The organism is Streptomyces sp. NPDC058751 (assembly GCF_042746485.1).
GTDB lineage: Bacteria > Actinomycetota > Actinomycetes > Streptomycetales > Streptomycetaceae > Streptomyces.
Genome location: NZ_JBHYPZ010000006.1, coordinates 63,530 through 90,474, shown reverse-complemented (window position 1 = coordinate 90,474; position 26,945 = coordinate 63,530). Strand labels below are relative to the sequence as shown.

19 protein-coding genes are annotated in these 26,945 nt (G+C 71.7%); 5 read left to right on the top strand and 14 right to left on the bottom strand.

All coding sequences use genetic code 11. The features are described 5' to 3' along the window. Positions 1-53: 53 nt before the first annotated feature. Positions 54-2,195 (bottom strand): glycogen debranching N-terminal domain-containing protein, encoded by a 2,142-nt coding sequence (locus ACFW6B_RS08290; protein WP_386593317.1) that lies wholly within the window; start codon positions 2,193-2,195, stop codon positions 54-56. 398 nt (positions 2,196-2,593) lie between these two features. Further along, positions 2,594-4,402, bottom strand: coding sequence for a DUF4192 family protein (locus ACFW6B_RS08285; protein ID WP_386593315.1), 1,809 nt, complete (start codon positions 4,400-4,402; stop codon positions 2,594-2,596). A 132-nt stretch (positions 4,403-4,534) separates the two neighbouring features. On the opposite strand from ACFW6B_RS08285, the gene ACFW6B_RS08280 reads away from it, so the two are divergent. Both ACFW6B_RS08280 and ACFW6B_RS08275 read left to right on the top strand, forming a co-directional pair. Further along, positions 4,535-6,739: a RecQ family ATP-dependent DNA helicase gene (locus tag ACFW6B_RS08280; protein ID WP_386593313.1), complete on the top strand. Its 2,205-nt coding sequence runs from the start codon at positions 4,535-4,537 to the stop codon at positions 6,737-6,739. Positions 6,740-6,963: 224 nt separating this feature from the next. Then, positions 6,964-7,596 carry a hypothetical protein gene (locus ACFW6B_RS08275; protein WP_386593311.1) on the top strand — a complete coding sequence of 211 codons (633 nt, stop codon included), beginning with the start codon at positions 6,964-6,966 and terminating at the stop codon, positions 7,594-7,596. Between the two features lie 703 nt (positions 7,597-8,299). Here ACFW6B_RS08275 and ACFW6B_RS08270 read toward each other — a convergent pair. The 3 genes from ACFW6B_RS08270 to ACFW6B_RS08260 all read right to left on the bottom strand — a co-directional run bounded on the left by ACFW6B_RS08270 (position 8,300) and on the right by ACFW6B_RS08260 (position 10,553). Next, the gene (locus ACFW6B_RS08270) at positions 8,300-8,926 is read right to left on the bottom strand and encodes a hypothetical protein (RefSeq protein ID WP_386593309.1); all 627 of its coding nucleotides are present in this window, start codon (positions 8,924-8,926) and stop codon (positions 8,300-8,302) included. 68 nt (positions 8,927-8,994) lie between these two features. Beyond that, positions 8,995-9,696 carry a ribonuclease HII gene (locus ACFW6B_RS08265; protein ID WP_386593307.1) on the bottom strand — a complete coding sequence of 234 codons (702 nt, stop codon included), beginning with the start codon at positions 9,694-9,696 and terminating at the stop codon, positions 8,995-8,997. Between the two features lie 224 nt (positions 9,697-9,920). Further along, positions 9,921-10,553 carry a TetR/AcrR family transcriptional regulator gene (locus tag ACFW6B_RS08260; RefSeq protein ID WP_386593305.1) on the bottom strand — a complete coding sequence of 211 codons (633 nt, stop codon included), beginning with the start codon at positions 10,551-10,553 and terminating at the stop codon, positions 9,921-9,923. A 186-nt stretch (positions 10,554-10,739) separates the two neighbouring features. Here ACFW6B_RS08260 and ACFW6B_RS08255 point away from each other — a divergent pair, with 186 nt between their 5' ends. Then, on the top strand, positions 10,740-12,287 hold the full coding sequence (locus ACFW6B_RS08255) for an MFS transporter (RefSeq protein ID WP_386593303.1): 1,548 nt from the start codon (positions 10,740-10,742) through the stop codon (positions 12,285-12,287). Positions 12,288-12,468: 181 nt separating this feature from the next. On the opposite strand, the gene ACFW6B_RS08250 is transcribed toward ACFW6B_RS08255, so the two are convergent. The 4 genes from ACFW6B_RS08250 to ACFW6B_RS08235 all read right to left on the bottom strand — a co-directional run bounded on the left by ACFW6B_RS08250 (position 12,469) and on the right by ACFW6B_RS08235 (position 17,101). Beyond that, positions 12,469-14,154 carry a DUF4153 domain-containing protein gene (locus ACFW6B_RS08250; RefSeq protein WP_386593301.1) on the bottom strand — a complete coding sequence of 562 codons (1,686 nt, stop codon included), beginning with the start codon at positions 14,152-14,154 and terminating at the stop codon, positions 12,469-12,471. 610 nt (positions 14,155-14,764) lie between these two features. Then, positions 14,765-15,694 carry an ADP-ribosylglycohydrolase family protein gene (locus ACFW6B_RS08245; protein ID WP_386593299.1) on the bottom strand — a complete coding sequence of 310 codons (930 nt, stop codon included), beginning with the start codon at positions 15,692-15,694 and terminating at the stop codon, positions 14,765-14,767. Then, positions 15,684-16,367, bottom strand: coding sequence for a histidine phosphatase family protein (locus tag ACFW6B_RS08240; protein ID WP_386593297.1), 684 nt, complete (start codon positions 16,365-16,367; stop codon positions 15,684-15,686). The genes ACFW6B_RS08245 and ACFW6B_RS08240 overlap by 11 nt, the downstream gene beginning before the upstream one ends. A 128-nt stretch (positions 16,368-16,495) precedes the next feature. Beyond that, positions 16,496-17,101 (bottom strand): YdbC family protein, encoded by a 606-nt coding sequence (locus tag ACFW6B_RS08235; protein ID WP_386593295.1) that lies wholly within the window; start codon positions 17,099-17,101, stop codon positions 16,496-16,498. A gap of 154 nt (positions 17,102-17,255) precedes the next feature. On the opposite strand from ACFW6B_RS08235, the gene ACFW6B_RS08230 reads away from it, so the two are divergent. Further along, a complete protein-coding gene (locus ACFW6B_RS08230; protein ID WP_386593293.1) occupies positions 17,256-17,789 on the top strand; it encodes a TerD family protein in 534 nt (177 codons plus the stop codon). A 69-nt stretch (positions 17,790-17,858) separates the two neighbouring features. Here the strand turns inward: ACFW6B_RS08230 and ACFW6B_RS08225 are convergent, their stop codons facing one another. The 3 genes from ACFW6B_RS08225 to nrdR all read right to left on the bottom strand — a co-directional run bounded on the left by ACFW6B_RS08225 (position 17,859) and on the right by nrdR (position 22,418). After that, positions 17,859-18,524 carry a DUF6215 domain-containing protein gene (locus tag ACFW6B_RS08225; protein WP_386593291.1) on the bottom strand — a complete coding sequence of 222 codons (666 nt, stop codon included), beginning with the start codon at positions 18,522-18,524 and terminating at the stop codon, positions 17,859-17,861. A gap of 282 nt (positions 18,525-18,806) precedes the next feature. Further along, the gene (locus ACFW6B_RS08220; RefSeq protein WP_386593289.1) at positions 18,807-21,704 is read right to left on the bottom strand and encodes a vitamin B12-dependent ribonucleotide reductase; all 2,898 of its coding nucleotides are present in this window, start codon (positions 21,702-21,704) and stop codon (positions 18,807-18,809) included. 162 nt (positions 21,705-21,866) lie between these two features. After that, positions 21,867-22,418, bottom strand: coding sequence for a transcriptional regulator NrdR (nrdR, locus tag ACFW6B_RS08215; RefSeq protein ID WP_386593287.1), 552 nt, complete (start codon positions 22,416-22,418; stop codon positions 21,867-21,869). Positions 22,419-22,926: 508 nt separating this feature from the next. Here nrdR and lexA point away from each other — a divergent pair. Next, a complete protein-coding gene (gene lexA / locus ACFW6B_RS08210) occupies positions 22,927-23,703 on the top strand; it encodes a transcriptional repressor LexA (protein WP_103549644.1) in 777 nt (258 codons plus the stop codon). A gap of 230 nt (positions 23,704-23,933) precedes the next feature. Here the strand turns inward: lexA and ACFW6B_RS08205 are convergent, their stop codons facing one another. Together ACFW6B_RS08205 and ACFW6B_RS08200 are read right to left on the bottom strand one after the other, a co-directional pair. Next, on the bottom strand, positions 23,934-25,937 hold the full coding sequence (locus ACFW6B_RS08205) for an ATP-dependent DNA helicase (protein ID WP_386593285.1): 2,004 nt from the start codon (positions 25,935-25,937) through the stop codon (positions 23,934-23,936). Positions 25,938-26,119: 182 nt separating this feature from the next. Further along, on the bottom strand, positions 26,120-26,935 hold the full coding sequence (locus ACFW6B_RS08200) for a GNAT family N-acetyltransferase (RefSeq protein ID WP_386593283.1): 816 nt from the start codon (positions 26,933-26,935) through the stop codon (positions 26,120-26,122). Positions 26,936-26,945: the final 10 nt, after the last annotated feature.

Here is a 26,945-nt window from a genome sequence, read left to right as displayed (position 1 = left end):
CCGTACGGCACCCCGCGGCCGGGGGCGTCCGGTCAGGAACGCGTCCCTCGACGTCACACCCCCAGTTGCAGTCCGTCACCCGCTTCCTCGACCACGGCGAGCCCGAGTCTGCTGACGCGCACGGAGAAGGAGGCGTCCGAGATCCGCAGGCCCGTCAGCACGATCTCCCCCAGGGGCGCGGTCCGGAACGGGCGCAGGGTCACCGTCCCCGCGGGTGCGTCCGGGCGGATGCCGGCCAGGGAGCAGAGCAGCAGCACCCCTGCGGCGGCCGAGGTGGCCGCGGGCCGGGAGGCCGCCGGATGAGGAAGCGGTGCGCTTCCCCTCGCGCGCTGCTCCCCCGCGTACATCTCGGGCAGTCTGCCGCCGAAGGACCGGGCCGCCGCCAGTACGCCGCTCAGCAGCGAGCCGGCTTCCTTCTCGTGACCCGCGGCGGCGAGGCCTGTGACGGCGACGGCCGTGTCGTGGACGCGCACCGCTCCGCTGCGATGGCCGAAGGGGTTGTACGCCGCCTCCTTCTCCCCGAGGCTGCGCAGCCCCCAGCCCGAGTCCATGGCCGGCTCACCGAGCAGCCACGCGAGCTGTTCGGTCTGCGCCTTGTCCAGCAGACCGGGGGCGTGTTCTCCGGAACCCGACAGACCGGTGTCGAGGAGGTGGGCCGCACTCGAACCGAGCTGGGGCGCGGGGCGCCCGTCCTGGGTGCGGGCGGCCGCCGGCCGGCCACCGGCCGGGTCATCGACCCAGAAGTCGTCACAGAACGCCGCCCGCATCTCCTGGGCCCAGTGCCGGAGCCCCGTGCCCCCGGGCCGGTCGTGCGCGTCGAGCAGATCGGCGCCGAGCAGCGCGGCGCGATGCGCGTGCGCCTGCGTCTCGCAGCGGAACGGTCCGCCCGGCTGCGGGTCGGGCAGATACGTGCCGTCGCCGGCCGTGGTCCGCAGCCATTCCAGACATCGCTCGGCCGCGGGCAGCAGCTCCACCACCTCCCGCTCGGCCAGCCCCCAGCGCCACGCCTCCGCGAGAAGCACGGGGAAGAGCAACGTCGCCTCGGTCGCCGTGCAGCCCGGCGGCAGGTGTGGCCCGCTGTCCCGGAGCGGTCCCGGAACCAGCCCGGAGTGCGGTCCCGGACCGGCGAGCTGGGTGCGGGCGAGGGTGCGCAGCGTGCCCGCGGCCAGCCGCGTGCCGAGCGGCAGGGTCATCCGGGCCGCGGCCAGTGCCTCGGCCGGCGCGAGCCCGCAGCGCCAGGGCGCTCCCGCCGCGAGGTGTGCGTCGGTCGGATGCCGGGGGTCGCGCAGCAGCAGGGCCCGCAGGTCGTCGACGCAGGTACGCAGGAGCGCTTCGGCTGCGGGCTCGTCGCTCTCTACCCGGGCTTCGGCGAAGGGACCGGCCGGGCCCCTGCCCTCCGCTCTGGCCGGTCCGTGTCCGTTCGGTCTGACACGCAGTTCCACAGTGAGCGTGCCACCCGGCGGCAGTTCGAGTTCCCAGCGCAGCAGTCCCGCCGAGGCCAGGGCGTCGGTGGGCGGCGGGTCGGCGGAGACGGTCACGTGGCCCGTGGGGCAGGTCCAGCGCAGGCCGGCGACATGGACACTGGCGGGCAGTTCGGATCCGGCCCGGCCCGAGGCGACGTCGCCCAGTTCCGCGAGGTCCGTCCCGAGGGCGACCTCGACGGGCAGGCGCAGGGCCCGAAGCGCCGAGCTGCGCAGGGTGATCCGCTCGATGCCCTCCGCGTGGCGGGTTCTTTCGACGACGACGTCCGGGTCCGGTCCTGTGTCAGGGGAAGCGCGCAGCGTACCCACGAAGCGGGCGCGGTCGGCGGCGAGCATCCGGGCCTGCACCGCGAGCGGTTCCCTGCCCGCGACCCGGACCAGGCAGCGGGAGAGAATCCGCCGGCCCGCCATGTAGAAGCCTTCGAGGCCTCGGCCGGTCAGCTGTCCTTCCTCCGTCGAGATCGCCAGCCCGGGAAGAGCCGCGCAGATCAAGGTGGTGTGGGCCGGGGGCAGGTCCGCCGGACGGCCCGGCAGGGGAAGGTACGTACGGGGGGCGCCGGAACCGCGCCCTGCCGGGAGGAGGGACACACCGGCGTCGCGGTCCGGGCGTGAGGCCGCCGGAGCGCCCCCACGCCCGGCGGGCCGTGTGTGTCCGGGTCCGTGCTCGGACGGACGGCCGCCGTCGGGTCCCGAGGACGGATGGGGCATGGGCATGGGGTGGCTTCCTCCGCACTCGGTGCGCCTGGAGCGCGCTCGGCTCCGGTCATGGGCTCCGCAGGGTCGGGAGCGTTGCGGCGGCGCAATCCGGCCACGGATTCCGCCACTCAGGTGAACGGAACAGCCCGGTCCGGGGTCACGCGTGTACCGGGGAAGCCGACCGAATGGCGGTGGGGTGGCCCACCGGTTGCACGAGCGCCGATCGCACGGACGCTGGTCAAACGGTCGCCGGTCGCACGGAGGGCGGCCCGGCCCGCCGGGGAACGCGTCCTCAGGCCGTGGAAGGACCAGGACGCGGCCCGCCTCCCGGGCTCCTCGAATCTCGCCCCGTCTCGACCGGGCGGGCCGACCGGTCTTCGTACCGGACCTCTCCTGTCGTGCCGTGCCCCAGCCGCTCATGCGTCCTCCCCGGCACCGTGCCGCGCACTGTCGACCCGCCCGCGCTGCCGGACCTCGGCCCGGTCCGCTGAACGTCGTGGTCGGCTCCCCGCCGGTGAGGCGCCGCCCGCCGGGCGGCGCCCCTGGGTGTTCGAGGGCCCGGAACCCCGCCGCCCCGGCCGGCTGCCGCCGGTCCCGGTCGGACGGAGCCTGCGACGGCGAGCGGCAGACGTCGGGGGCGGGGTGCCCGGCGCAGGGGAACCGGGCGTCGCCGGACCGGCCGCGGGCAGCGGCGTACCGGAGCCGACGGGCCGTTCCGCGTCGGCCGGGTCGCCGTCCGTGCGCTCCGCGCGCAGACAGCGCCGGACGGATTCCGGATCCAGCCCCTCATTGCACGCCTGGTGGAGAAGACGGGCGAACAGATAGTCGGGATCGGCGCCGAGCGCCATCGCGAGTGCTTCCCGTGCCTCCAGCTCGTCGCCCATGGACCAGGCGACCCATCCCGCGAGGGTGAGGGGTGCCGCGGCGTGCTCGCGGTAGGGGCCGACACAGCGGCGGGCCAACGCCCGCCACAGGCGCAGCGCCGGGGCCGCCTCGTCACCCTCCATCCACTGTGCGGCACGGTCACGGGTCGTGCGGTCCTGCAGGCCGAGGATCAGCGTGGCGGCCTCGTCGTTCTCCAGGAGTCCGTCGTCGCGCAGGTCCGCCGGGCGCGTGCCCGACACGGGAAAGGCGGCAGCGAACCGGTCCTTGATCCTCCCTGCCAGCGCGAGGGTCTCCTCGGCCACCTCGGCTCGACTGTCGTCCGCCAGGATCCTCGGGACGAGGGCCATGCTGGCCGTGTCGAGCGCCACCTCCTGGCCCAGCGCGGCGGTGGACTCCCAGGGAAGGAACCTGGCCGTCAGGTCCTTCAGTGATCCGCGCACCTGAAGACCCGCGTACGTCGCGGCGGCGGCGAGGACGGATGTGCCCGGCAGCCCCATCGGCGTGCCTTCGGCCGGGCAGCATCCCCGTCCCGGGCAGGTGTACGTCCAGAAGCGGCCGTCGGAGATACAGAGAGCCTCGATCACCGGAACGTCGAGACGTCCGCAGGCAGTCCGCAGCAGCTGGGCGAGCGGGCGCAAGCGCTCCATCACGTCCCGCCCCGATTCACCGCTCCCGGGTTCCTGGCACAGGTACGCCACCATGCTCTCGGGGCGGGCGCCTCGACGCTCGCTCCCCTTCACCAGTCCCTGGGCGAGCTGGTCCGAGGCGGACGGCCAGTCCTCCTCGTGGGCCGGGATGCCGAGTCGGGCCCGGCCGCCGAACCGGCCCCGCCGCTCCCGGTCGTGCAGGGCGACCAGCACGATGCTGTCGTCCGGGCGGTACCCGAGGAGATAGGGCAGGGCGTCGGCCAGCTCGGCCGGGGTACGGAGGGTCACCTGATGCTCTCCGCCCGGGAGACTCACACCGCCCGCGTGATGGTCGTCGCGGGCACGGTCCGCGCCGCCTCCATGGCACAGCCCGCCGGGAACGACCGCACCGCCGTGGACCTCCGGGACGGTCGGCGGGACCGGCCGGACCCCGCCCTCGCGTCCGGTCCGCCCGGCCGGAGCGTCCCGTCCGTCGGCGGACCGGCCGTCAAGGCGCCCCTCGCCGGACCGCGCGTCCAGACCGTCCCGCCCCTCGCCGCCGCGTCCGTCCGGTCCGCTCCGGCCGATCCGATCGTCATCGCCGCCGGATCGGTCGCGCCCGGGGTTCCAGCCTCGTCCACCGACCGCGCTGATGTTCTTGTCGCCGATGTTCCTGTCGCCGGACGAGCCGGTCGATTCGTCGTGATTCGTCATGCGGTGACCATCTCGCGGATCACAAGATTCCGGTTCCGCTTGTGGATAACTCTCATCGCGATCACGACAAAAGTTGTCCACAGCTCGACGGCTCGTTCGCGCTTTGTCGGACCCATCCGGTTGCATGGAGCCATGACCAACGAAGACCCGCGACCCACAGTCCCCGACAACGCCCCTGACGCCGCCCGCGAAGAACTCCGGGCCACGGCCGACGCCGTCCTGGCCCGCCTGGTCGGTGCGCGGGCGGGCGAAGCGCGGCTGCGCGAGGACCAGTGGCGCGCCATCGAGGCGCTGGTGGCCGACAAGCGCAGAGCGCTGGTCGTGCAGCGCACCGGCTGGGGCAAGTCCGCGGTGTACTTCGTCGCGACCGCGCTGCTGCGCGACCTGGGTGCCGGTCCCACGGTGATCGTCTCGCCGCTTCTCGCGCTGATGCGCAACCAGGTGGAGGCGGCGGCCCGCGCCGGAATCCGCGCGCGGACGATCAACTCCTCCAACACGGAGGAGTGGGAGACCATCCAGGCCGAGGTGGCGGCGGGCGAGGTCGACGTCCTCCTGGTGAGTCCGGAAAGGCTGAACAATCCCGACTTCCGCGACCAGGTACTGCCCAAGCTGGCCGCGGCCACCGGCCTGCTGGTGGTCGACGAGGCGCACTGCATCTCCGACTGGGGCCACGACTTCCGGCCGGACTACCGCCGCCTGCGCACCATGCTCGCCGACCTCCCGCCCGACACCCCGGTGCTGGCCACCACCGCGACGGCCAACGCGCGCGTGACGGCCGATGTCGCCGAGCAGCTCGGCACCGGCGTGAGCACCGACGCGCTGGTGCTGCGCGGCCCCCTGGACCGGGAGAGCCTGAGCCTCGGCGTGCTGCGGCTGCCGGACGCCGCGCACCGGATGGCCTGGCTCGCCGAGCATCTGAACGACCTGCCGGGCTCGGGGATCATCTACACACTGACCGTGGCCGCGGCCGAGGAGGTCACCGCGTTCCTGCGCCAGAGCGGGCACACCGTGGCGTCGTACACCGGGAAGACCGAGAACGCCGACCGCCAGCAGGCCGAGGAGGACCTGCTCGCCAACCGCGTCAAGGCGCTGGTCGCCACGTCGGCGCTGGGCATGGGCTTCGACAAGCCCGACCTGGGCTTCGTGGTGCACCTGGGCTCCCCCTCCTCCCCGATCGCCTACTACCAGCAGGTGGGACGCGCGGGCCGTGGTGTGGAGCACGCGGAGGTGCTCCTCCTGCCGGGCAAGGAGGACCAGGCGATCTGGGAGTACTTCGCCTCGATCGCCTTCCCCCCGGAGGAGCAGGTGCGGCGCACTCTGGACGTGCTGGCCCGCGCCGAGCGCCCGCTCTCCCTGCCCGCGCTGGAGCCGCTGGTCGAGCTGCGCAGATCCCGTCTGGAGACCATGCTCAAGGTGCTCGACGTGGACGGGGCCGTGCACCGGGTCAAGGGTGGCTGGATCTCCACGGGCATGCCCTGGACGTACGACTCCGAGCGCTATGCCTGGGTCGCCAAGCAGCGGGCGGCGGAGCAGCAGGCGATGCGGGACTACGTGTCGGCGACCGGCTGCCGCATGGAGTTCCTCCGGCGACAGCTGGACGACGAGGGCGCCGCACCGTGCGGGCGCTGCGACAGCTGCGCCGGCGGACGGTTCCAGGAGTCCGTGTCCGCCGCCGCGCTGGACGCGGCGAACGGCGAGCTGGACCGCGCGGGTGTCGAGGTCGAGCCCCGGAAGATGTGGCCGACCGGGCTGGCCGCGATCGGCGTCGACCTGAAGGGCCGTATCCCTGCCGGAGAGCAGGCCGCTCCGGGGCGTGCCCTGGGACGGCTCTCGGACATCGGCTGGGGCAACCGGCTGCGGCCGATGCTCGCCCCGCAGGCCCCGGACGGGCCCGTCCCGGACGATGTCGCCCAGGCCGTGGTCGGTGTCCTGGCCGACTGGGCGAAGGGACCCGGCGGCTGGGCCTCCGGGCAGCCCGACGCACAGCCGCGCCCGGTCGGTGTGGTGACCATCGCCTCGCGCTCGCGGCCACAGCTGATCCACTCGCTCGGCGCGCGGATCGCGGAGGTCGGCCGACTGCCGCTGCTGGGGTCCGTGGAGTACGTCGGCGAGACGGCCCAGATCTCCCGGAGCAACAGCGCCCAGCGACTGAAAGCGCTGGACGGGGCCCTGGCGGTGCCGCCGCGGCTGGCCGACGTCCTGAGAGAAACGGAGGGTCCGGTACTGCTGGTGGACGATGCCACGGACACGGGCTGGACGCTGGCGGTGGCGTCTCGGATGCTTCGCAAAGCGGGTGCTCAGGCAGTGTTGCCGCTGGTCCTCGCCGTACAGGCGTGACTCGCGTGTCGCCATTCGAAACATCGGGCAGGTATATAGAACACTAATCACCCGAAAACGGTCGGTGACATCAATTGCTCGTTGCCGCAACCCAGTTCGACAGGAAGAATTGAGGTCCGCTCCCCGCACCGTTTGCCCGTGGTCCGGCAGGGCTCTGCTGCGGCGTGCCATTCCCCCAAGTCCGACCCCGCCCGCTGTCCGGGCACGTAGCCGAAGGGAGGACCGTGACCTTCGGATTCGCTCCGTCCTCGGCGGCAACCTTGTCGACGTCTCCCGACCTGTCCGCCGCTTCCACCAACCCACTGACCCGCATGCTGGAACCTGCCGAATGGGCCTCGGCCGGAATTCCGCTTCTGCGCGATCCCCGTGAGGTCGTCAGCGGCCTTCACGCCCGGCACCGGCCCAGACCCTCGACCGCGGTCGTCGCGGTGCTCGACCATGACGAACGGCTGATGGCGAGCGCCTCCTTCACCCGGCGTTCGGCACCCGCCGACGGCTGGATGTTCCGCAACGCCCTGCTCGCGCAGCTCCGCCGGGTCATACCGCACGACCTGCGGCGCCGCGCCCCGGCGCGCACCGCCGTCCTGCTGTACTGCCGGGAGGGCGACGCACGCTGGACGGAGGAGGACGGGGCCTGGATGTGGGGACTGCGCGACGCCTGCACGCTCCACGGACTGCGGTGCGGCGCGTACATCACGCTGACACGTGACGGCTGGCAGGTACTCGGCGAGGGCCGCGGTGGACGCCGCCCGAACTCCGAGTCCGCGCCGGAGTTCTACGTGGGCGAGGTGCTGCCGCCCCTGGCCCGAACCGGAGGCGTCGCGTCCGAGGTGATGCGCCGGGCGGCCGCCCGCTGAGAGGCGGGCTCGCGCAGGCAGGGGCCCGCCTCGGGGAGGGCGGGCCGCACATGCCCGGCCAGGCGACCAGCAAAGGCTTACCGCTCGTACGCAGGCACGTCAGGTACGCACGGCTCGAATCCGGGACGCACCCGCGCTCGGCGACGATGCGACTCGCTTCCGAGGCACACCTCGCCCGCCGACGGTGGACTCGAATCCAGAGTCCGCCGGCGTTCGACGACGGCGCGGCTCGGAACCGGGTCGCGCCCTCTCCGCGATACCGCAACACTGCGGCTCGGAGTCGGAGCCCGCCCACGCCCGGCGGCGGCGCGGCTCCGATCCGGAAGTCCGGAGCACGCCCGCCCTCGGCCGCCCGAGAGGGCTCAGGCCGAAGACCCCGCGCCCAGGAGGGCGCATACCTGACAAGCAGGGGCACACCGCGAAACGCCCGCATACCGGGGCAGCACACGTAGGTCGACGCGGCGAGTGAGCCGGGAGAGCGCACCTGGAGGGTGGTCGGTCCCCACTCCGCAACACCCCCGGGGCCGGAAGGTCCCGAATGCGGAGCGGGCACGACGCACGGGCGCCCCGCACCGCCCGAACGAGCGGCAGGCAGGCCGAGCGTCTGCGTGCGGGTACGCCGAAAGGACCGCCGTACAGGTGCCGCCGTGGCGGCACCCTCAGCGTCCCGCCGGGCACGTTCCGGACCGGGTCCGGAACGTGCTCAGACGCCTGCGGCCAGGACCGAGTTGATCTGCTGCGGGTCGCCGCAGACGATCAGCAGGGCGCCGGCCCGGCCGAGGGCCAGGGGCAGGGCGGTCGCGGCGACGTCGCCGGAACCACCGTTGACCGCGACCACGACCACGGGGCGGGAAGCGGCACGGCGCACGACGGCGGCGTCGGCGTAGAAGACGTCGTCGCCCGCGTCGTGCTGCGCCCAGTAGGCGGCCTCACCGAAGGAGAGCTCGTGAGCGGCCCACGGGTGCGGTTCGCCGGTGGTGATCACCAGCACCTCACCGGGAGCGCGGCCGGACTCCAGCAGCAGGTCGACGGCTTCTTCCGCGGCGTCCAGCGCACCGTCGGCCGAGGCCGGGACGAGCTGGATCTGCGGGGTGACGGCCGCGGGCGCGGCCGGCTTGGCGGACGGCCCCGGCGCGGGCACGGCCTGCTCGCGCGGGGTGCGTTGCGCCGGCATCGGCCGGACAGGACCCGGACGGCCGGGACGCGGCGGGGCCGCGGGACGGGGACCGGGTACAGGGCGAGGGGTCGGCGCGGTGCGGCCACTGGCCGGAGTGACGCGGGGACCCTGGGCACTCTCGTGAATCTGAGGCTCCTCGGGAATGAGAGGCATGAGCTGATATCTATCAAACGCCGGTGCGACTCGCCCCGGCGGGTGGCACATGAGTGCGAACGGAGTCGTCAGAAGTCGAAGCCGAGCTGGCCCTCGATCTCCGGAACGTTTCCGTCCGTCAAGCTGCGGGTCTTCTTGAGGTGCCGCCACTGGGGCAGCGCATCAAGATACGCCCACGACAGCCGGTGGTACGGGGTGGGGCCCCGCTCCTCCAGCGCGGCTTTGTGGACCGGCGACGGGTACCCGGCGTTGGCCGCAAAGCCGAAGTCTGCATGGTCGATACCCAGTTCGGCCATCATTTTGTCGCGCCGCACCTTGGCGATCACCGAGGCCGCCGCGACGGCGATGCAGGACTGGTCGCCCTTGATCACCGTACGGACCTTCCAGGGAGCGCCGAGATAGTCGTGCTTCCCGTCGAGGATGACCGCGTCGGGACGGACCGGCAAGGCTTCCAGGGCGCGTACGGCGGCGAGGCGCAGCGCGGCCGTCATGCCCAGGCGGTCGATCTCCTCCGGGGAGGCGTGCCCGAGGGCGTACGCCGTCACCCATTTCTCCAACTCCACGGCGAGCGCTGTCCGGCGCTTGAGGGTCAGGAGCTTGGAGTCGGTGAGCCCTTCGGGCGGGTGGCGCAGTCCGGTGACCGCGGCGCAGACGGTGACAGGGCCGGCCCAGGCACCGCGCCCCACCTCGTCGACACCGGCGATGACCTTCGCTCCGGTCGTGGCGCGGAGGGAGCGCTCGACGGTATGAGTGGGGGGTTCGTACGGCATGGCGACCTCAGACTACGCCGCCCGGAACCCTGCGCGACACTCAGGTCCCCAGGGCGCCGGAAACCGTTCCCCTGCACCGGTGAAACCGCCCGGAACGCACCGGCCGACCGACCCGCTCGGGCCGTCCGACCTGACCTCGAAGCCCGGGCGACCGACGCGCTCCGGCCGGCCCACTCGCCCCGGCCGGCCGGTTCGCCCAGGCCGACCTCCCTCGACCGGTTCACTCAGGCCGGTCGACCGACATGTACGCACAGCAGCGGGACCATCATCTGGTCGATCATCTCCTGGAGATCCAGATCACTCCATTCACTTCCGCACACCTTGGCGCGGTACATCATCATCGCCGGGACGGCGTCGAAGACGTAGGAGTTCGCGGCGTCGGGGCGGACCTCGCCCCGCTCGATACCGCGATGGACGACCTCGCGGAGCAGCCGCAGGGTGGGTTCCACGACCCGGCCGCGGATGACCTGATTGAAGCGTTCGGCCTGCCTCGCGTCACATTCGTGAAGTACCGAGCGAAGCGCGATTCCCTGCGGCGAGAACATCGCATCGCGCACCCGCCGGCACACCTCCAACAAGTCCTCCCGTACGCCGCCGAGGTCGGGAGCCCGGGTCAGGTCCGGCAGTCCGGCCTGGAGCGCGTCCACGACGAGGTCCACCTTCGAGGGCCAGCGACGGTAGACGGCGGCCTTGCCGGTCTGCGCGCCGGCGGCCACACCCTCCATGGTGAGGCCGTTCCAGCCGACCGTGCCGAGCTGCTCCAGCGCGGCCTCCAGGATCGCGCGTTCGAGCACGGCGCCGCGTCGGCGCGAGGGGGGCGCCTGAGCGGGGGCTGCCGTCCAACGCGAAGTAACCATCAGTGTGTCTCCGTCGCACAGGGGAGCGGTATTCGGGGAGGTTCGGATTTTCGTCCCGGCGGGTGGCCAGGACGGCGTCACCGGGCAGCGACTTCAGTGAACGCTTGCGTTCACTGACGGGGACTCACTACCGTTGACGCGACAGTGAACGTTCGCGTTCACTAAAACACTTGTGGGGGAAGCACAGTGACAACCTCTCAGTTAATCAAGGACAGCAAGTCGGGTGCGGCCCGCCGGGAGGGACATCCCGGTATCGCGCTCACCGTCATCGCGGCCTGCCAACTCATGGTGGTACTCGACGCGACGATTGTGAACATCGCGCTCCCGCACATTCAAGACGCCCTCGACTTCACGACGACAGACCTGACATGGGTGGTCAGTTCGTACACCCTCACCTTCGGCGGCCTGCTGCTTCTCGGCGCACGGGCCGGTGACATCCTCGGCCGGCGCCGGGTCTTCATGACCGGGATCCTGCTGTTCACCTTCGCCTCGCTGCTCGGCGGACTCGCCCAGGAACCCTGGCAGTTGCTGGCGGCGCGGGCCCTGCAGGGCGTGGGTGGCGCGATCGCCTCGCCGACCTCCCTGGCCCTGATCACGACGACGTTCCCCGAGGGTCCGGAGCGGAACCGGGCATTCGCCGTCTTCGCGACGGTCTCGGCCGGCGGCGGCGCCATCGGCCTGCTCGCCGGAGGCATGCTCACGGAGTGGCTCGACTGGCGGTGGGTCCTCTTCGTCAACGTGCCCATCGGCATCCTGATCGCCGTTCTCGCGCCGATGTACATCAACGAGTCCCAGCGCCACCCGGGACGCTTCGACATCACGGGCGCGCTCACCTCGACGGCCGGCATGGCGTCCCTGGTCTACGGGTTCATCAGCGCGGCGGAGAACGGCTGGCGGGACAGCCTCACGATCGGGTCCTTCGGCGCCGCCGCGGCCCTGCTGCTGGCCTTCGGGATCATCGAGACGCGGGCGAGGGAACCCATCACCCCGCTGAGGATGTTCGCCGACCGCAACCGTTCGGGCACGTACCTGATCATGCTGAGCCTCGCCGCCGCGATGTTCGGCATGTTCTTCTACATCGTGCTCTTCGTGCAGAACGTGCTGGGGTACACCCCGATCTCGGCCGGTGTGGCCTTCCTGCCGGTGACGGTCGCGATCGCCGTCGGCGCGGGTCTTTCGCAGCGCTTCCTGCCGGTGCTCGGACCGAAGCCGTTCATGGTCACCGGCTCGTCGCTCGTCGCCCTCGGGCTCGGCTGGCTGACCTTCATCGGTCCCGACGACTCGTACGCGAGCGGAGTCCTCGGCCCGATGCTGCTGTTCGGCTTCGGCATGGGCCTGAACTTCGTGACGCTGACGGTGACGGCCGTCTCCGGTGTCGCCCAGCACGAGGCGGGTGCGGCCTCCGGCCTGCTCAACGTCACGCAGCAGGTGGGCGGTTCGCTCGGTCTCTCCATCCTCACCACGGTCTTCGGCTCGGCCAGCCGCGACGAGGCCCAGAAGCAGATGCCGAAGTTCCTGGCGGACGGCTCGGCCGAACAGAAGGCGGCCTTCGCCAAGACCCACCAGCTGCCCGCCCCCTGGGGCCATGACGTGCTCGCCCACGGCATTTCGACCGCCTTCGTGCCGGCGGTGGGCATGGCCCTGCTCGCCCTGATCACCGCCACGCTGGTGATCAAGGTCCGCAAGAGCGATCTGGACGCCCTCGCCGGTACGGCGGGACCGGTCGCGGGCTGAGAGCGGAGCCGCGGAGGGACGGATCACGGTCCGGGTCGGAAAGACCCGTGGCGACCACGGTCCGGCCCTCCACGGAGCGGAGCCTGTGACGCCCATGCCGGACTCCACGGAACGGAGCCGGTGACGCTCGTACCGGACTCCGCCGAAGCGCCGAAAGCGGGTACCAGCGGCGCAGCGGGCGTCAGCGGTACTCGGGGACCTCCGTCAGCGAGGCGCACACCCCCTCGTCGACGGACGCGGCGGGCGGGTGGTCTCGGAGGACGTCCCGGGCCCGGACCTCGCCCCAACTGGTCGCGTACCAGGGTGCGTCGTCCTGGCCCAGTTCATCGGCGATCGACCTCAGCACGCAGGAACGCATCGGCTCCTTGAGCTTGTCGAGGGCGGGTACGGCGTCGGCCGACAGGCCGCGAGCGTACAGGAGGTCGAACTCGCCCGTGTCCTCGTACCGCTGGACGTTCCGCTCGGCGATCAGGCCGTCGGGCGACATCAGCCCGAACGCGAGGACGCCGGCCGCCGCACCGGCCGCGACGGCGCGGGGCAGCCAGCGGGCGCCCCACACACCCGCCGCCATGATGAGCACGATGACCAGCCCCAGCCACAACTCTCCGGCCAGCACCGAGATCCTCAGCCGCGTCAGCCCGTAGGCCTCCACGTACATGTCCATACGTCGCACAGCGGATGCCACGACAACGAGCGTCAGCGCGCAGAGGGTTCCCAGCACGCCCCGCACCAGCTTCCGGTCGCCGGCGCCGTCCCGCGGCGCCCAGCGCAGCGCGAACACCACGACGAGCAGGGTCAGCAGGGTGACGAACAGCAGCTGCCAGAAGCCCTGGCGCGCGTACTCGGAGTACGTCTGACCGGTCTTCTCCAGCACGGCGTCGTAACCGCCGAAGAGGACGACGAGCTGGACCGCGTTGAAGGCCGCGAAGAGCACGGTGAGCACGATCAGCGGGAGGGCCCACTCGACGCGGCCCCGCGCGCGTCCCGGGCGCACCACGACCCGGTCGAGCCGCACGGGCGCGGCCGCCGTGTGGGCCACGGCCAGTGCCACGACCAGGCCCGCCGCCAGAAGCACTACGCGCCAGGGTCCATCGGCGACGGAGACGTCCGGTACCAGGCTGCCGAGCAGATCGGCGAAAGCGGCGTCGGCTCCGGCGAACAGGGCCCCGAAGACCAGCAGCAGGACCGCGCTCACGACGAACGCGCGCAGCCCTACGCCGACCTCGCGACGGGCACCGCCGAATCGTTCCCGCAGCCCGCGCCAGCCCCAGGCGATTCCGGTGATCACCGAGTTGGCCACGCCTACCGGGCCGAGCAGAACCGCGGGCCAGGTGCGGCCCCCGTTCAGCGCGAGCGAGCCGAGCCCGATCGCCGCGACGACGGCCAGGAACGAGGGCCAGTCCGCGTCCCGCAGGGCGGGCACGGCCAGCAGACCGACGGCGCCGACGCCCCAGGCGAGGCTCCACGCGCGCGTGCGGCGCCCCGCGGCCCGGCCCGCGGAGTACGCGGCGAGCGCTGCGGGGATCGCGACCAGCAGGAGGTTGACCGCCAGACCGCCGTCGAGGAGCAGCATGCTCAGCACGCCGGTCGCGAGCACGGCCCACAGCGTGGGCGTACCCACCGGGGCGGGGGACGTGGCCCACAGTTTCGGCGACCACAGGTCGAAGTCGTCCGGCGGGTCCGCCTTGCCCGTCCTCGCCCGCGGCGGCCGGGGCCGCGCCCCGCCGTCGGCACCGGCCGCCCGCTCGGGCGAGGGCCGCATGCCGGGCCTTCGCCCGACGCCGGTCCCCTCACCGTCCCCGGACGGGCCCGCCCCTCCGGGCTCGTCCTCGCCGCCGGGTTCGTCCGCTCCCCCGGGCTTTCGCACGCCTCCGGACCCACCCGCGCCCCCGGGCCCGTCCGGCCCCGTGGAATCCGCGGGCCGGGGCTCTCCCGCCTCCGCGGTCCGGGACTCCCCTGCCCCCGGGAGCCGGGACCCGGCTCCCGGATTCTCCTCGCTCGCCTCCGGACTCTTCCGCTGCGCCGATGCCCCGTCTGCGGGCTCGGGCGTGGACGGTATGTCGGACAAGGGATCCCCTCCCAGCCGGTCACCGGGCAGCCCGGATCGCGCCACTGGGGCGGAGAGGCCGTCGACCGGTGCTTCGTCGGCACACGCCCGCCATGATCAACGGACGGCGTGGCGCACAGGGTATCCACGGGTAAAGCGGCTCACCACAGCGTCGTGGGGCTGTAGCAGGGCTGTGACACTGCCCCCGCGCTCCTCTGCGCGCGCCCCTCCACGCCCCCTTTGCGCCCCCGCTCCGCGCACCTCACCGAGGCAGCGCGGCGACGACATCCCGACGTGTTCCGGGAACCCCGGGAAACCGCAGGACTCCCGAGGCCGGCAGACGGCCGAGCACCGCCCCCTGCCCGCGCACGGCTCGCCCCCGGCCGCCCCGTCTCCGGCTCGGCGGAGTCGAGCCCCTCCGCCGTACGTCCTACACGCCGCCCGCGGTGCTCCCGGTCGAGAGCCCGGGCAGCCATTCCGGCAACGCCTCGGTGGCTTCGAGCCACGCCGCGGGGGGCGCTCCCGCCTTCCCGGAAGCGATCACACCGCCGACGATGGCGCAGGTCGTGTCCACGTCGCCGCCGACCTGGGCGGTGGCCCAGAAGCCCTCCTCGTAGTCACCCAGGGCTCGCGCCGCGGACCACAGGGCGAAGGGAACGGTGTCGTGTGCCGACGTACGCCGTCCGCAGCCCAGCACGGCGGCCACGGTCGCGGTGTCCCCGTAGTCGAGCATGTCGCGGGCACGTCTGAGCCCGGCCCCCACGGCGCTGCGCGGTACGAGCGCGATGACGCCGTCCAGCAGGGCCTCGGCGCTCGGCGGGCCCGCCGGGTCGGCGGCCAGCGCGGCGGCCGCGGCGACGGCCATGGCTCCGACCACGGCCTCGCGGTGCTGGTGCGTCGGATAGGCGGAGATCTCCGCCTGGTGGGTCGCCTGCTCCGGGTCGTCGGCGTACCAGGCGCCCAGGGGGGCGATCCGCATCGCGGCGCCGTTGCCCCAGGAGCCCTGTCCCTTGAAGAGGGCCGACGCGAGCTCGCGCCAGTCCCCGCCCTCGCGGATCAGCCGCAGCAGCCGGTTGACCGCCGGGCCGTAGCCGCGGTCGAAGTCGTGGCGCTCGGCGAAGGAGTGAGCCAGCGCGTCCTGGTCGACGCGGTGGTGGGCGGCCAGGACCGCGACCACGGAACAGGCCATCTCGGTGTCGTCGGTCCACTGCCAGGGACGGGGCGGCAGCTCCCGGCGCTTGAGCAGCGGGTAGTTCACGGGCACGAAGAACTGCGAGCCCAGCGCGTCTCCCACCGCGAGTCCGCGCAGGCTGGCGAGGGCGCGCTCGAAGCGCCCGTCGGGAGAGGTGTCAGCGATCATCGCCCCGCCACTCTATCCGGTGGCTCCGAACGACTTCCGGATCGCGCCACTGCTCGAAAGGACGGTCGAGGGTGTATCGGCCGTCCTCCCCCAGAACGAGCATCCTCACCTCCGCGTTCCCCGGGTTGGAGAGCGATTCGAACTCGGCGACCGTCCAGTGGAACCAGCGCATGCAGAACAGCCGCATGGCCAGCCCGTGGGTCACCAGGAGCACGTTCGGCGGATGGTCGGGGGCCTCGAAGCTGCGGTACAGGCTCTCCAGGAAGCCGCCGACCCTGTCGTACACGTCGGCACCGGACTCGCCCTGCGCGAACCGGTAGAAGAAGTGCCCGTACGCGTCGCGATACGCCTTCTGGAGGCGTACGTCGTCACGGTCCTGCCAGTTTCCCCAGTCCTGCTCGCGCAGTCGCGGTTCCTCGCGCACCCGGACGAGCCCGGGGTCGAGGTGGAAGGCCCGGAAGGTCTCGTGGGTCCGGCGGTAAGGGGATACGTAAACGCTTACGCGCTCCCTTCCGAAGAGCTCGCGCAGCCGCTTGCCGGTGTCCTCCGCCTGCTGCCACCCCGTCTCCGTGAGCGCCAGAGCGTGGTCGGGCTCGCGTTCGTACACGGTGTCATCGGCATTGCCCACCGACTCGCCGTGCCGGACAAGGACGATGCGCCGTGGTCGTGCCATGCCAAAACCCTAGATCGTGCCGACGCTCTTCGAGGGGTCGTACGGTCACATAAGGCGCAGGTCACACCGTTCCCGTACCGCAGGCCACACCGTTCCGCACATCAGTTCGCCCGACGGGGGGGGTTCCGTCAGACGATCCAGCCGGGTTCGAGTTGCACGACGTCTCCCGCGAGAGCGGCTATGTCGGCCTCCAGCTGGGCGCGCAGCGCCAGCCTCTCCACCCGCTCGGCGCGGTACTTGCCGTGCTCGGCGGCCGACTGCCACATGGACAGGACCAGGAACTCGCTGCCGGGCGCCTCGCCGAACATGCCCCGGATCATGCCGGGCGAACCGGCCATCGCGGGGTTCCAGACCTTCTCCTGCATGAGGGCGAAGTGCTCCGCGCGGTCCTCGTGGACACGGCAGTGCGCGACCCGGACCACGTCGGAGTCCGTGAAGCGCGGCTCGAAGCCCGTCTTCACGTCGAAGCGGTAGTCGAACAGCTTGGCCTGCATGTCCTTGAACGTGCCCGACTGCGAGGCGGCGAGCCGGTCATGGGACCGGGCCATGAAGGAGTCGTAGAAGGCGCGGCTCTCCCAGAACGAGAAGACGTGCGCGACGCCGGACCGCCCCACACTCCATCCTCCCCCCTGTCCCCGGAATCCCGGCTCCCCCAGAAGCCCCGCCCACTTCCGCTGCCCCCGTTCGAAACCGCGGCGGTCGACCACGGTGCAGCGAATCCACTTGACCAGCACCGCGCCATCGTACGGCCCCGGAACGTGGCGCCGGTCACGCTCCGGCGGAGTCGATTCGGGCGCGCACCCCGGCGCACATGGCACGATGGACAACCGGCCCTACTCTCAGGGGAGTTGGCCCGGTGACTGGTGAGGAACGGGGAGGGGACATCCGGTGAACGGTCTCAACAAGGGGATCCGCAAGGCCGAGTTGGCGGTCAAGTGGGACCCCAGCCCAACGGGGGAGTCCGCTACCGACCTCGACATCGTCGCGGCGACGTATCTGGCGTCCGCGCCGCACGGGGATCCGGACTACGTGGTGCATTTCGGCAGCCGTTCCCCGGACGGCACCATCTATCTGAACCGCGACAGCAAGGACGGGAAGGGCTTCGGCTGGGACGAGGTCATGACCCTCGAACTCGAGCGCCTGAACAGCCGTTACGCGCGCGTGGTCGTCGGTGTCCTCATCCAGCAGCGCACGGGGGCGCGGACCTTCGCCGATGTCCTCAACCCCGCCTTCCGTCTGCGTGAGGGCTACACGGTCCTGACGCAGGGCGACTTCGGGGACGTCCGGGGCTCGACGGCCGCGACCATCGGGGAGTTCGCGCGCGACCACTCCGGGGAATGGACGTTCCACGCGGGCCTCCGCGGCTACGACACCGATCCGGCGACGTTCGCCAGGATCATGGGCAGCCCGCAGGAGGCGTGAGGCGCGGCCCGGGGCTTCGGGTCCGCGCCGTACCCGCCGTCGGTCCCGGGGCCGCCCGGCGGCGGGGGTTCAGCCGCTCCTCCAGCCCGGGACGGTCGGCAGCACCAGCTCGGCGACGCGGAACAACGCCGCGTCGTCGGGTGCCGCGCGGTCCTGGCGCCAGACGGTGATCTCGAACGAACCGCCGCCTCCCTCGGGGTCCTTGGCGACCAGCAGGCCGCGGGCGGTGCCGCTCCCGGTCCCGCCGGAGCCGGAGGCGGCCGTCCGGTCCGAGGAGAGGACCGCCGGGTGGCCCAGGATCTGCCTCGGCTCGGCCTTCGGCAGCAGATCGAGGCCCTGGGAGACGGAGAACCGGTCCTCGGAAGCCGACAGCTTCACGCAGTACGTCTCCAGCGTGACCACCGCTTCCGGGCTGGCGATCCTGGTGCCGCCGTCGAGGGTGATCCAGTTGTCGTCACCGTCGGCCGTCCGCGCGTGCTCGTCGGGTGTCCCGAGGAGGACCGGCAGGTCCGAGCGGTTCAGCGCCCGGCACAGCTGCGCACCGGAGACGCGCTTCGCCGCCGGGGTGCCGTGCTCGCCGGCGCAGGTGGCCGGCCGACCGGTGCCGTCGTCGTCCGGGACGATCCCCGACAGCCCCCATACCCCTCCCGTGACACCCGCGACCAGCACCACCGCCGCGACCGCCTGAACCCCTGTGTTCAGGGCTCTCTTCGATCCCGCCACCTCGTCGGCCATGTCCCCCGCCCTCCCCGTCGCGCCCCGTGCGCGGAGGGAGACTAGCCGTTGATCGTTTCGTAGGAAAAACGGATTCTGCCGGATCCGGGAACCGGAACCCCGCGGCGCCCGGTCTGTCCGGCGGTGAGCCCGCACGACGGGCCCGCCCCCGGATGAACCGGAACCCGCTGTCAACGCCGAGGGCGGTGGAGCGAACTGCCCGCTCCACCGCCCTGACCAGTCGTTCACGCCCGACGGGCCCGCGGCGTCAGCCGCGACCGCTCACCGGACCGACGCCCGGTATCAGCTGCAACCGCTCGTCGAACCGCAGCCCTCGCAGATGTAGCAGGAGCCGGCCCGCTGCATCTTCGTGCCGCAGGAGAAGCAGAGCGGGGCGTCGGCCTGGATGCCCAGCTGCATCTCCACCAGCTCGGCGCTGGTGTGGACCTGCCTCGGGGCGGGCTCGGCCACGACCGTCTCGGTCCTGGGGGCGGCGACGGCCTTCAGCTCCTGCGCGCGGGGCGCGGACTGGGCCAGGCCCTCGACGTCGACCTCGTCCTCGGAGGGTTCGTAGGAACCCGTCTCCAGGTGGCGCTGGCGCTCCTCCGCGGAGTGGATGCCGAGCGCGGAGCGCGTCTCGAAGGGCAGGAAGTCCAGCGCCAGGCGGCGGAAGATGTAGTCGACGATCGACTGCGCCATCCGCACGTCCGGGTCGTCCGTCATGCCGGCCGGCTCGAAGCGCATGTTGGTGAACTTCGAGACGTACGTCTCCAGCGGCACGCCGTACTGCAGACCGACCGAGACGGCGATCGAGAAGGCGTCCATCATGCCCGCGAGGGTGGAGCCCTGCTTCGACATCTTCAGGAAGACCTCGCCGAGACCGTCGTCGGGGTAGGAGTTGGCGGTCATGTAACCCTCGGCGCCGCCGACCGTGAAGGACGTGGTGATGCCGGGACGGCCCTTGGGCAGACGCTTGCGGACCGGGCGGTACTCGACGACCTTCTCGACCGCGGTGCGGATCGTTTCCTCGGCCTTGGCCGTGACCTCGGCCTTCTCCTTCTCCTTGGTCTTGGCGGAGAGGGGCTGGCCGACCTTGCAGTTGTCGCGGTAGATCGCGAGCGCCTTGACGCCCATCTTCCACGCCTCGAAGTAGACCTCTTCGACGTCCTCGACGGTCGCCGTCTCCGGCAGGTTGACCGTCTTGGAGAGCGCGCCGGAGATCCACGGCTGGATCGCGGCCATCATGCGGACGTGGCCCATCGCGGAGATGGAGCGCTCGCCCATGGCGCAGTCGAAGACCTCGTAGTGCTCGTGCTTGAGACCGGGGGCGTCGACCACGTTGCCGTGCTCGGCGATGTGGGCGACGACCGCCTCGATCTGCTCCTCCTGGTAGCCCAGGCGGCGCAGGGCCTGCGGCACGGTGCCGTTGACGATCTGCATCGAGCCGCCGCCGACCAGCTTCTTGAACTTGACCAGCGCGAGGTCGGGTTCGAGGCCGGTGGTGTCACAGGACATCGCGAGACCGATGGTGCCGGTCGGGGCGATGACGGAGGCCTGCGCGTTGCGGAAGCCGTTCTTCTCTCCGAGGCGGATCACGTCCTGCCAGGCCTCCGTGGCGGCGGCCCAGATCGGGGTGTCCAGGTCGTCCATGCGGACGGCCGAGGTGTTGGCGTCGGCGTGCTGCTTCATGACGCGCTGGTGCGGCTGCGCGTTGCGGGCGTAGCCGTCGTACGGGCCGACGACCGCGGCGAGCTCCGCGGAGCGCTTGTACGACGTGCCCGTCATCAGGGAGGTGATGGCGCCGGCGAGCGCGCGGCCGCCGTCGGAGTCGTACGCGTGGCCGGTCGCCATCAGGAGGGCGCCGAGGTTGGCGTAGCCGATGCCGAGCTGGCGGAAGGCGCGGGTGTTCTCGCCGATCTTCTCGGTCGGGAAGTCGGCGAAGCAGATGGAGATGTCCATCGCGGTGATGACCAGCTCGACGACCTGGGCGAAGCGCTCGACGTCGAAGGACTGGTGGCCCTGGCCGTCGTCCTTCAGGAACTTCATCAGGTTCAGGGAGGCGAGGTTGCAGGACGTGTTGTCCAGGTGCATGTACTCGCTGCACGGGTTCGAGCCGTTGATGCGGCCGGACTCCGGGCACGTGTGCCAGTGGTTGATCGTGTCGTCGTACTGGATGCCCGGGTCGGCGCAGGCCCAGGCGGCCTCGGCCATCTTGCGGAAGAGGGACTTGGCGTCGACCTTCTCGATGACCTCACCGGTCATGCGCGAGGTGAGGCCGAAGGTGCCGCCCTCCTCGACCGCCTTCATGAACGTGTCGTTCACGCGGACCGAGTTGTTGGCGTTCTGGTACTGGACGGACGTGATGTCGTCGCCGCCCAGGTCCATGTCGAAGCCCGCGTCGCGCAGGGCGCGGATCTTCTCCTCCTCCTTGACCTTGGTCTCGATGAAGTCCTCGATGTCGGGGTGGTCGACGTCGAGGATGACCATCTTGGCCGCGCGACGGGTCGCGCCGCCCGACTTGATCGTTCCTGCGGAGGCGTCGGCACCGCGCATGAAGGAGACGGGACCCGAGGCGTTGCCGCCCGAGGAGAGGAGCTCCTTGGAGGAGCGGATGCGGGAGAGGTTCAGGCCGGCGCCGGAGCCGCCCTTGAAGATCATGCCCTCTTCCTTGTACCAGTCGAGGATCGACTCCATGGAGTCGTCGACGGCCAGGATGAAGCAGGCGGAGACCTGCTGGGGCTGGGGGGTCCCGACGTTGAACCAGACGGGGCTGTTGAAGCTGAAGATCTGGTGCAGGAGGGCGTACGCCAGCTCGTGCTCGAAGATCTCGGCGTCGGCGGGCGAGGAGAAGTACTTGAAGTCCTCGCCGGCCTTCCGGTACGTCTTCACGATGCGGTCGATGAGCTGCTTGAGGCTCACCTCGCGCTGCGGGGTGCCGACGGCACCGCGGAAGTACTTGCTGGTGACGATGTTGACCGCGTTCACCGACCAGAAGCCGGGGAACTCGACGCCACGCTGCTCGAAGTTGACCGAGCCGTCGCGCCAGTTGGTCATGACGACGTCACGGCGCTCCCACTCCACCTCGTCGTACGGGTGCACGCCGGGGGTGGTGTGGATGCGCTCGATGCGCAGTCCCTTGCTGGCCTTGGCTCCGCTCTTCGCGCGGGAACCTCGTGCCGGACCGCTCGCCGTCTCTGTCATGCCGCCTCCCTGTAACAGGCTAAAACGCGCTCAAGTGCCGCGAACTTCCCGTGGCACGGTCTCTGTCTGATGCCGCGCACGCCGCTGGCACGGCGGTGCGCTGCAAGTCTGTGGTCACCGCCCGCGGGCGGGACCGGACGTCCCGAAGGGTCCGGTCCGCGGTCAGTCCGCGGCGGTGGCGGGCACGGGAACCTCAGCGGTTCCGCCGGACCCGTGGTCGCTCTCCTGGCGCACCGCGTCCGGGACGTCGTCGTCCGCGGCGGGGCACCGGTTCATCTTCCTGAGTTCCGCGATGGCGGCCTCGAAGTCGTCGAGCGAGTCGAAGGCCCGGTACACGGACGCGAACCTCATGTACGCCACGAGGTCGAGTTCCTGCAGGGGTCCGAGTATGGCCAGCCCCACGTCGTGGGTGGTCAGCTCGGCGCTTCCGGTGGCTCGCACGGCCTCTTCGACCCGCTGGCCGAGCTGGGCGAGCGCGTCCTCGGTGACGGGCCGTCCCTGGCATGCCTTGCGCACGCCGTTGATGACCTTCGTGCGGCTGAAGGGCTCGGTCACCCCGGAGCGCTTCACCACCATCAGCGAACACGTCTCCACGGTCGTGAAACGACGGGAGCAGTCGGGGCACTGGCGGCGCCTGCGGATCGACGTGCCGTCATCGGTCGTACGACTGTCGACGACGCGGCTGTCGGGGTGCCTGCAGAAGGGGCAGTGCATGGCTCCAACCCTCCTTCACAGCACGACTCAGGAACCTCGAGGGACCTCACGGGCCCCTCGAAGCAGCCTCAAGCATAGGCGATGCCCGAGGGGCAGGAGCGCCGGGGGACCACAAGTTCTGGGATGCGTTCGCAATCCAACCACTAGATGTGGGGCTCGGTCTGTGAATCCACCCACGCCGCGCGTGTCGCACACGTAAGGGCACGTGCCGCACGGACATGCCCATCCCGGACACGGGGGACGGCGTGCCCGGCACACGGAAAGAGACCGCTTTCCCGGCCCGCCGGCCGCCGGATGGCAGACTGGACACCGGCCCGGGCGGCCGTCGGCTCCGGCGGTGAAGGGTACAGCGGCAGGCCCTTCCGCCCGCCGGGCACATCGACAGCCATACACCCAGACACATGACCACGTCAGGCAATTCGAATTTTTTCACTCGAACGTGTGTTTGGCGCAACCTTTCGAAAGCAACTACCGTTGTGCAGCAGGGAGACCATCGAGAGGGGCCGACGTGACCACCACCGCAGACAGCGCCACCATCACCGCCCAGGACCGCTCCCAGGGCCGACTCGAGCCGGTGCATGTGATGAACGAAGCCGCGAATCATGAGGGGCCAAAGCGCTCCCTGCCTGGCCGACCTCCAGGCATCCGGGCCGACAGCTCGGGACTCACCGACCGGCAGCGCCGGGTGATCGAGGTGATCCGGGACTCCGTGCAGCGGCGCGGCTACCCGCCGTCGATGCGGGAGATCGGGCAGGCCGTCGGCCTCTCCAGCACCTCCTCCGTCGCACACCAGCTGATGGCACTGGAGCGCAAGGGCTTCCTGCGGCGAGACCCGCACCGTCCGCGCGCGTACGAGGTACGGGGCTCCGACCAGTCGTCGGTGCAGCCGACGGACACGGCGGGCAAGCCGGCCGCGTCGTACGTGCCGCTCGTCGGCCGGATCGCCGCCGGTGGCCCGATCCTCGCCGAGGAGTCGGTGGAGGACGTCTTCCCCCTCCCCCGCCAGCTGGTCGGCGACGGAGAGCTGTTCGTCCTGAAGGTGGTCGGTGACTCGATGATCGAGGCCGCCATCTGCGACGGGGACTGGGTGACGGTCCGCCGCCAGCCGGTCGCCGAGAACGGCGACATCGTCGCCGCGATGCTGGACGGCGAGGCCACGGTGAAGCGCTTCAAGCGTGAGGACGGACACGTGTGGCTGCTGCCGCACAACTCGGCGTACCAGCCGATCCCCGGCGACGAGGCGACCATCCTCGGAAAGGTCGTCGCCGTACTGCGTCGGGTGTGACACCGCGACGGGCGGTCCGCCGCCCTCGCCCCTGACCGGGCCCCGGAACCAACTGCGCCGGTTCCGGGGTCCTGCGTTTTCCGGCCGGAGGCCCTGACCTGACCTCCACCCACCAGGCACCCGGGGGCCCGACCGCCAGACGGACACCAGGGAGCTGGCACCCGGTGTCCCAGGCGCCAGGCAGGTGGTGCCAGGTCGGCGACGGTGCCTGTCCGTCGGCCTGGGTGGCGCTACGTGTCCTTCGGCTCGGCCTCGGGCTGTCCCGCCTCGGCCGTCCGGGCCTTCTCGTCGATCGCCGCGAGGGATCTGCGGACCTGGTTCGGGTCCGTGGTGTACCAGAAGTCGGGGAGCGAGGCCTTCAGATAGCTGCCGTAACGGGCCGTGGCCAGACGCTGGTCCAGCACGGCGACCACACCCTTGTCACCCGACGCCCGGACGAGACGGCCGGCGCCCTGGGCCATGAGAAGGGCCGCGTGGGTGGCGGCGACGGCCATGAAGCCGTTGCCCCCGTTCTCCTCGACCGCCTTCTGGCGCGCGCTCATCAGCGGGTCGTCGGGGCGGGGGAAGGGGATCTTGTCCATGACGACGAGCTGGCAGCTGGGACCGGGAACGTCCACGCCCTGCCAGAGCGAGAGCGTGCCGAACAGACAGGTCTTCGGATCGGCCGCGAAGTTCTTGATCAGCTCGCCGAGCGTCTCCTCGCCCTGGAGCAGGATCGGGTACTCGGGGATGCGGGACCGCAGTTCCTCCGCCGCGAGCTGGGCCGCGCGCATCGAGGAGAACAGACCGAGCGTGCGGCCGCCGGCGGCCTGGATCAGCTCGGTGAGCTCGTCGAGCATGTCCCCCCGGTCGGCGTCCCGCGCGGGGCGTGAGAGATGCCGGGCGACGTACAGGATGCCCTGCCGGGGGTAGTCGAAGGGCGAGCCGACGTCGACGCCCTTCCACTGGGGGAGATCGTCGCCCTCCGCGCCTTCGGGGGCGAGGCCCATCGACGCCCCCACGCCGTTGAAGTCCCCGCCGAGTTTGAGGGTCGCGGACGTCAGGACGACCGAGCGGTCGGCGAACAGCTTCTCCCTGAGGAGCCCCGACACGTTCATCGGAGCGACCCGGAGCGAGGCACCGAAGCGGTCGTGCCGCTCGTACCAGACGACGTCGTACTCGGAGCCGTTGGCGATGCGCTCCGCAACGGCGTGCACGGACTCGACGGACGCCAGCGCCTGCTTGCGCACGGCGTCCTCGTCCTGGACGGACTTGTCGCGGGTGGAGCCGAGGGCGGTGATCACCGTGCGGGCGGCGTCGCGCAGCGCCATCAGCGCGTATCCGAGGTCCTCGGGGATCTCCTCCAGGCGGCCCGGCAGGGCCAGCTCCATCAGGCGTTCGAAGCCCTCGGCCGCGGTCTGGAGCTGGTCGGCGGCCTTTTCGTTGACGAGCTTCGCGGAGCGGCGCACGGCACGGTTGACCTGTCCGGGTGTGAGCTCTCCGGTGGCGACACCGGTGACCCGGGAGACGAGCTCGTGGGCCTCGTCGACGATCAGCACCTCGTGCTGCGGCAGGACCGGCGCGCCCTCGATGGCGTCGATCGCGAGCAGCGCGTGGTTGGTGACGACGACCTCGGCGAGCTTGGCCCGCTCCCGGGCCATCTCGGCGAAGCACTCCGCTCCGTAGGCGCACTTGGTGGCGCCGAGGCACTCCCTGGAGGACACCGACACCTGACTCCAGGCCCGGTCGGAGACACCGGGTGTGAGGTCGTCCCGGTCACCGGTCTCGGTCTCGTCCGACCAGTCGCGCAGCCGCAGCAGGTCCTGTCCCAGCTTGCTGGTGGGCGCGGCCGCCTCGAACGGGTCGAAGAGGCCCTCCTCCTCGTCCTGCGGGACGCCCTCGTGCAGACGGTGCAGGCACAGGTAGTTCGACCGGCCCTTCAGCATCGCGAACTCGGGGCGGCGCCGCAGCAGCGGGTGCAGCGCGTCGACGGTGCGCGGCAGGTCCCGCTCCACGAGCTGGCGCTGGAGCGCCAGGGTGGCGGTCGCCACGACCACCCGCTCACCGTGCGCGAGCGCGGGAACCAGATAGCCGAGCGACTTTCCGGTGCCGGTGCCCGCCTGGATCAGCAGGTGGGAGCTGTCGTCGATGGCCGCCGCGACGGCTTCGGCCATCGTCACCTGGCCGGGGCGCTCCGTGCCGCCGACAGCGGTGACGGCAGCATGCAGGAGTTCGGGGAGTGAGGGCTTCGTCATAGCGCTGCCAGCCTACGGGGCGCCACTGACAACCGGGCGATCAAGGCGGGAACCGGAGACGTGATCAGGTCGGTCGAAGACGTGATCAAGCCGGGCGCGGGTCTGGGGATCAAGGGATGCGGCACACGGACTCCAGGGCGGGGAACCGGATCGGGCGATCGGCACGTCACGGAGCGACGGCTCTACAGCAGATCGCGCAGGGCACGGTCCCGGATCATGAGGGCCGCCCTTTTGCCGGGCAGGTCGACCTCGGCGAAGAACCGGAAGCCCGCGCTCAGGAACGCGGACACGGAGGGGGTGTTGCGGAGGTCGGGTTCCGCGACGACGCGGGCGCACGAGGGGCGTCTGTCCAGCACGTGGTCGGCGACGGCCCTGAGCAGGGTGGAGCCGAGGCCCCGCCCGCGGTCGGCGACACCGCCGACGAGGAGGTGGAGCCCTGTGTCGTGGGGCCGGGCGGGGTAATGACGTGCCAGGGGGTCGAGGTCCGCGCGGTAGACCTCCCAGTAGCTCATCGGGGTGCCGTCGAGCACACCGAGGCACGGGACGCTGCGTCCGTCGCCGTCGAGCTGCCGGAGCACGTGCTCCTCGACCACGGTCTCGGGTCCCGCCAGCTCCCAGAACTCCGCGACGGCGGGGTCGTTCATCCAGCGGTGGACGAGGGCCAGGCCGCGGCCGGCCCGCACCGGGACGAGGTGGAGCACGCCCGCGGGCGTCCTCACCGGCCCCCAGTCGCCGACGCGGTCGAGCAGATCGTCCGCGTCGGCGGGCTCCTCCGGAGATCTGCCCGGACCGCCGTCCGCGATCCCGTCCCGAGAGCCTGTGTCCCCGGCGAACAGTGCGATCAGTTCCTCGGAGAGGCGCAGGTCGAGCGTGTCCTCGCAGTCCGTGCCGACGCCGGGGCCCGATCCGCCGCCCGCACGGGATCCGGGCGCGGGTCCTCGGTCGGCGGGGACGGCGCGGGCGGTGCCGGCGTCGGTGCTCTCATCGGTGGGAGGCACGACGACGCTC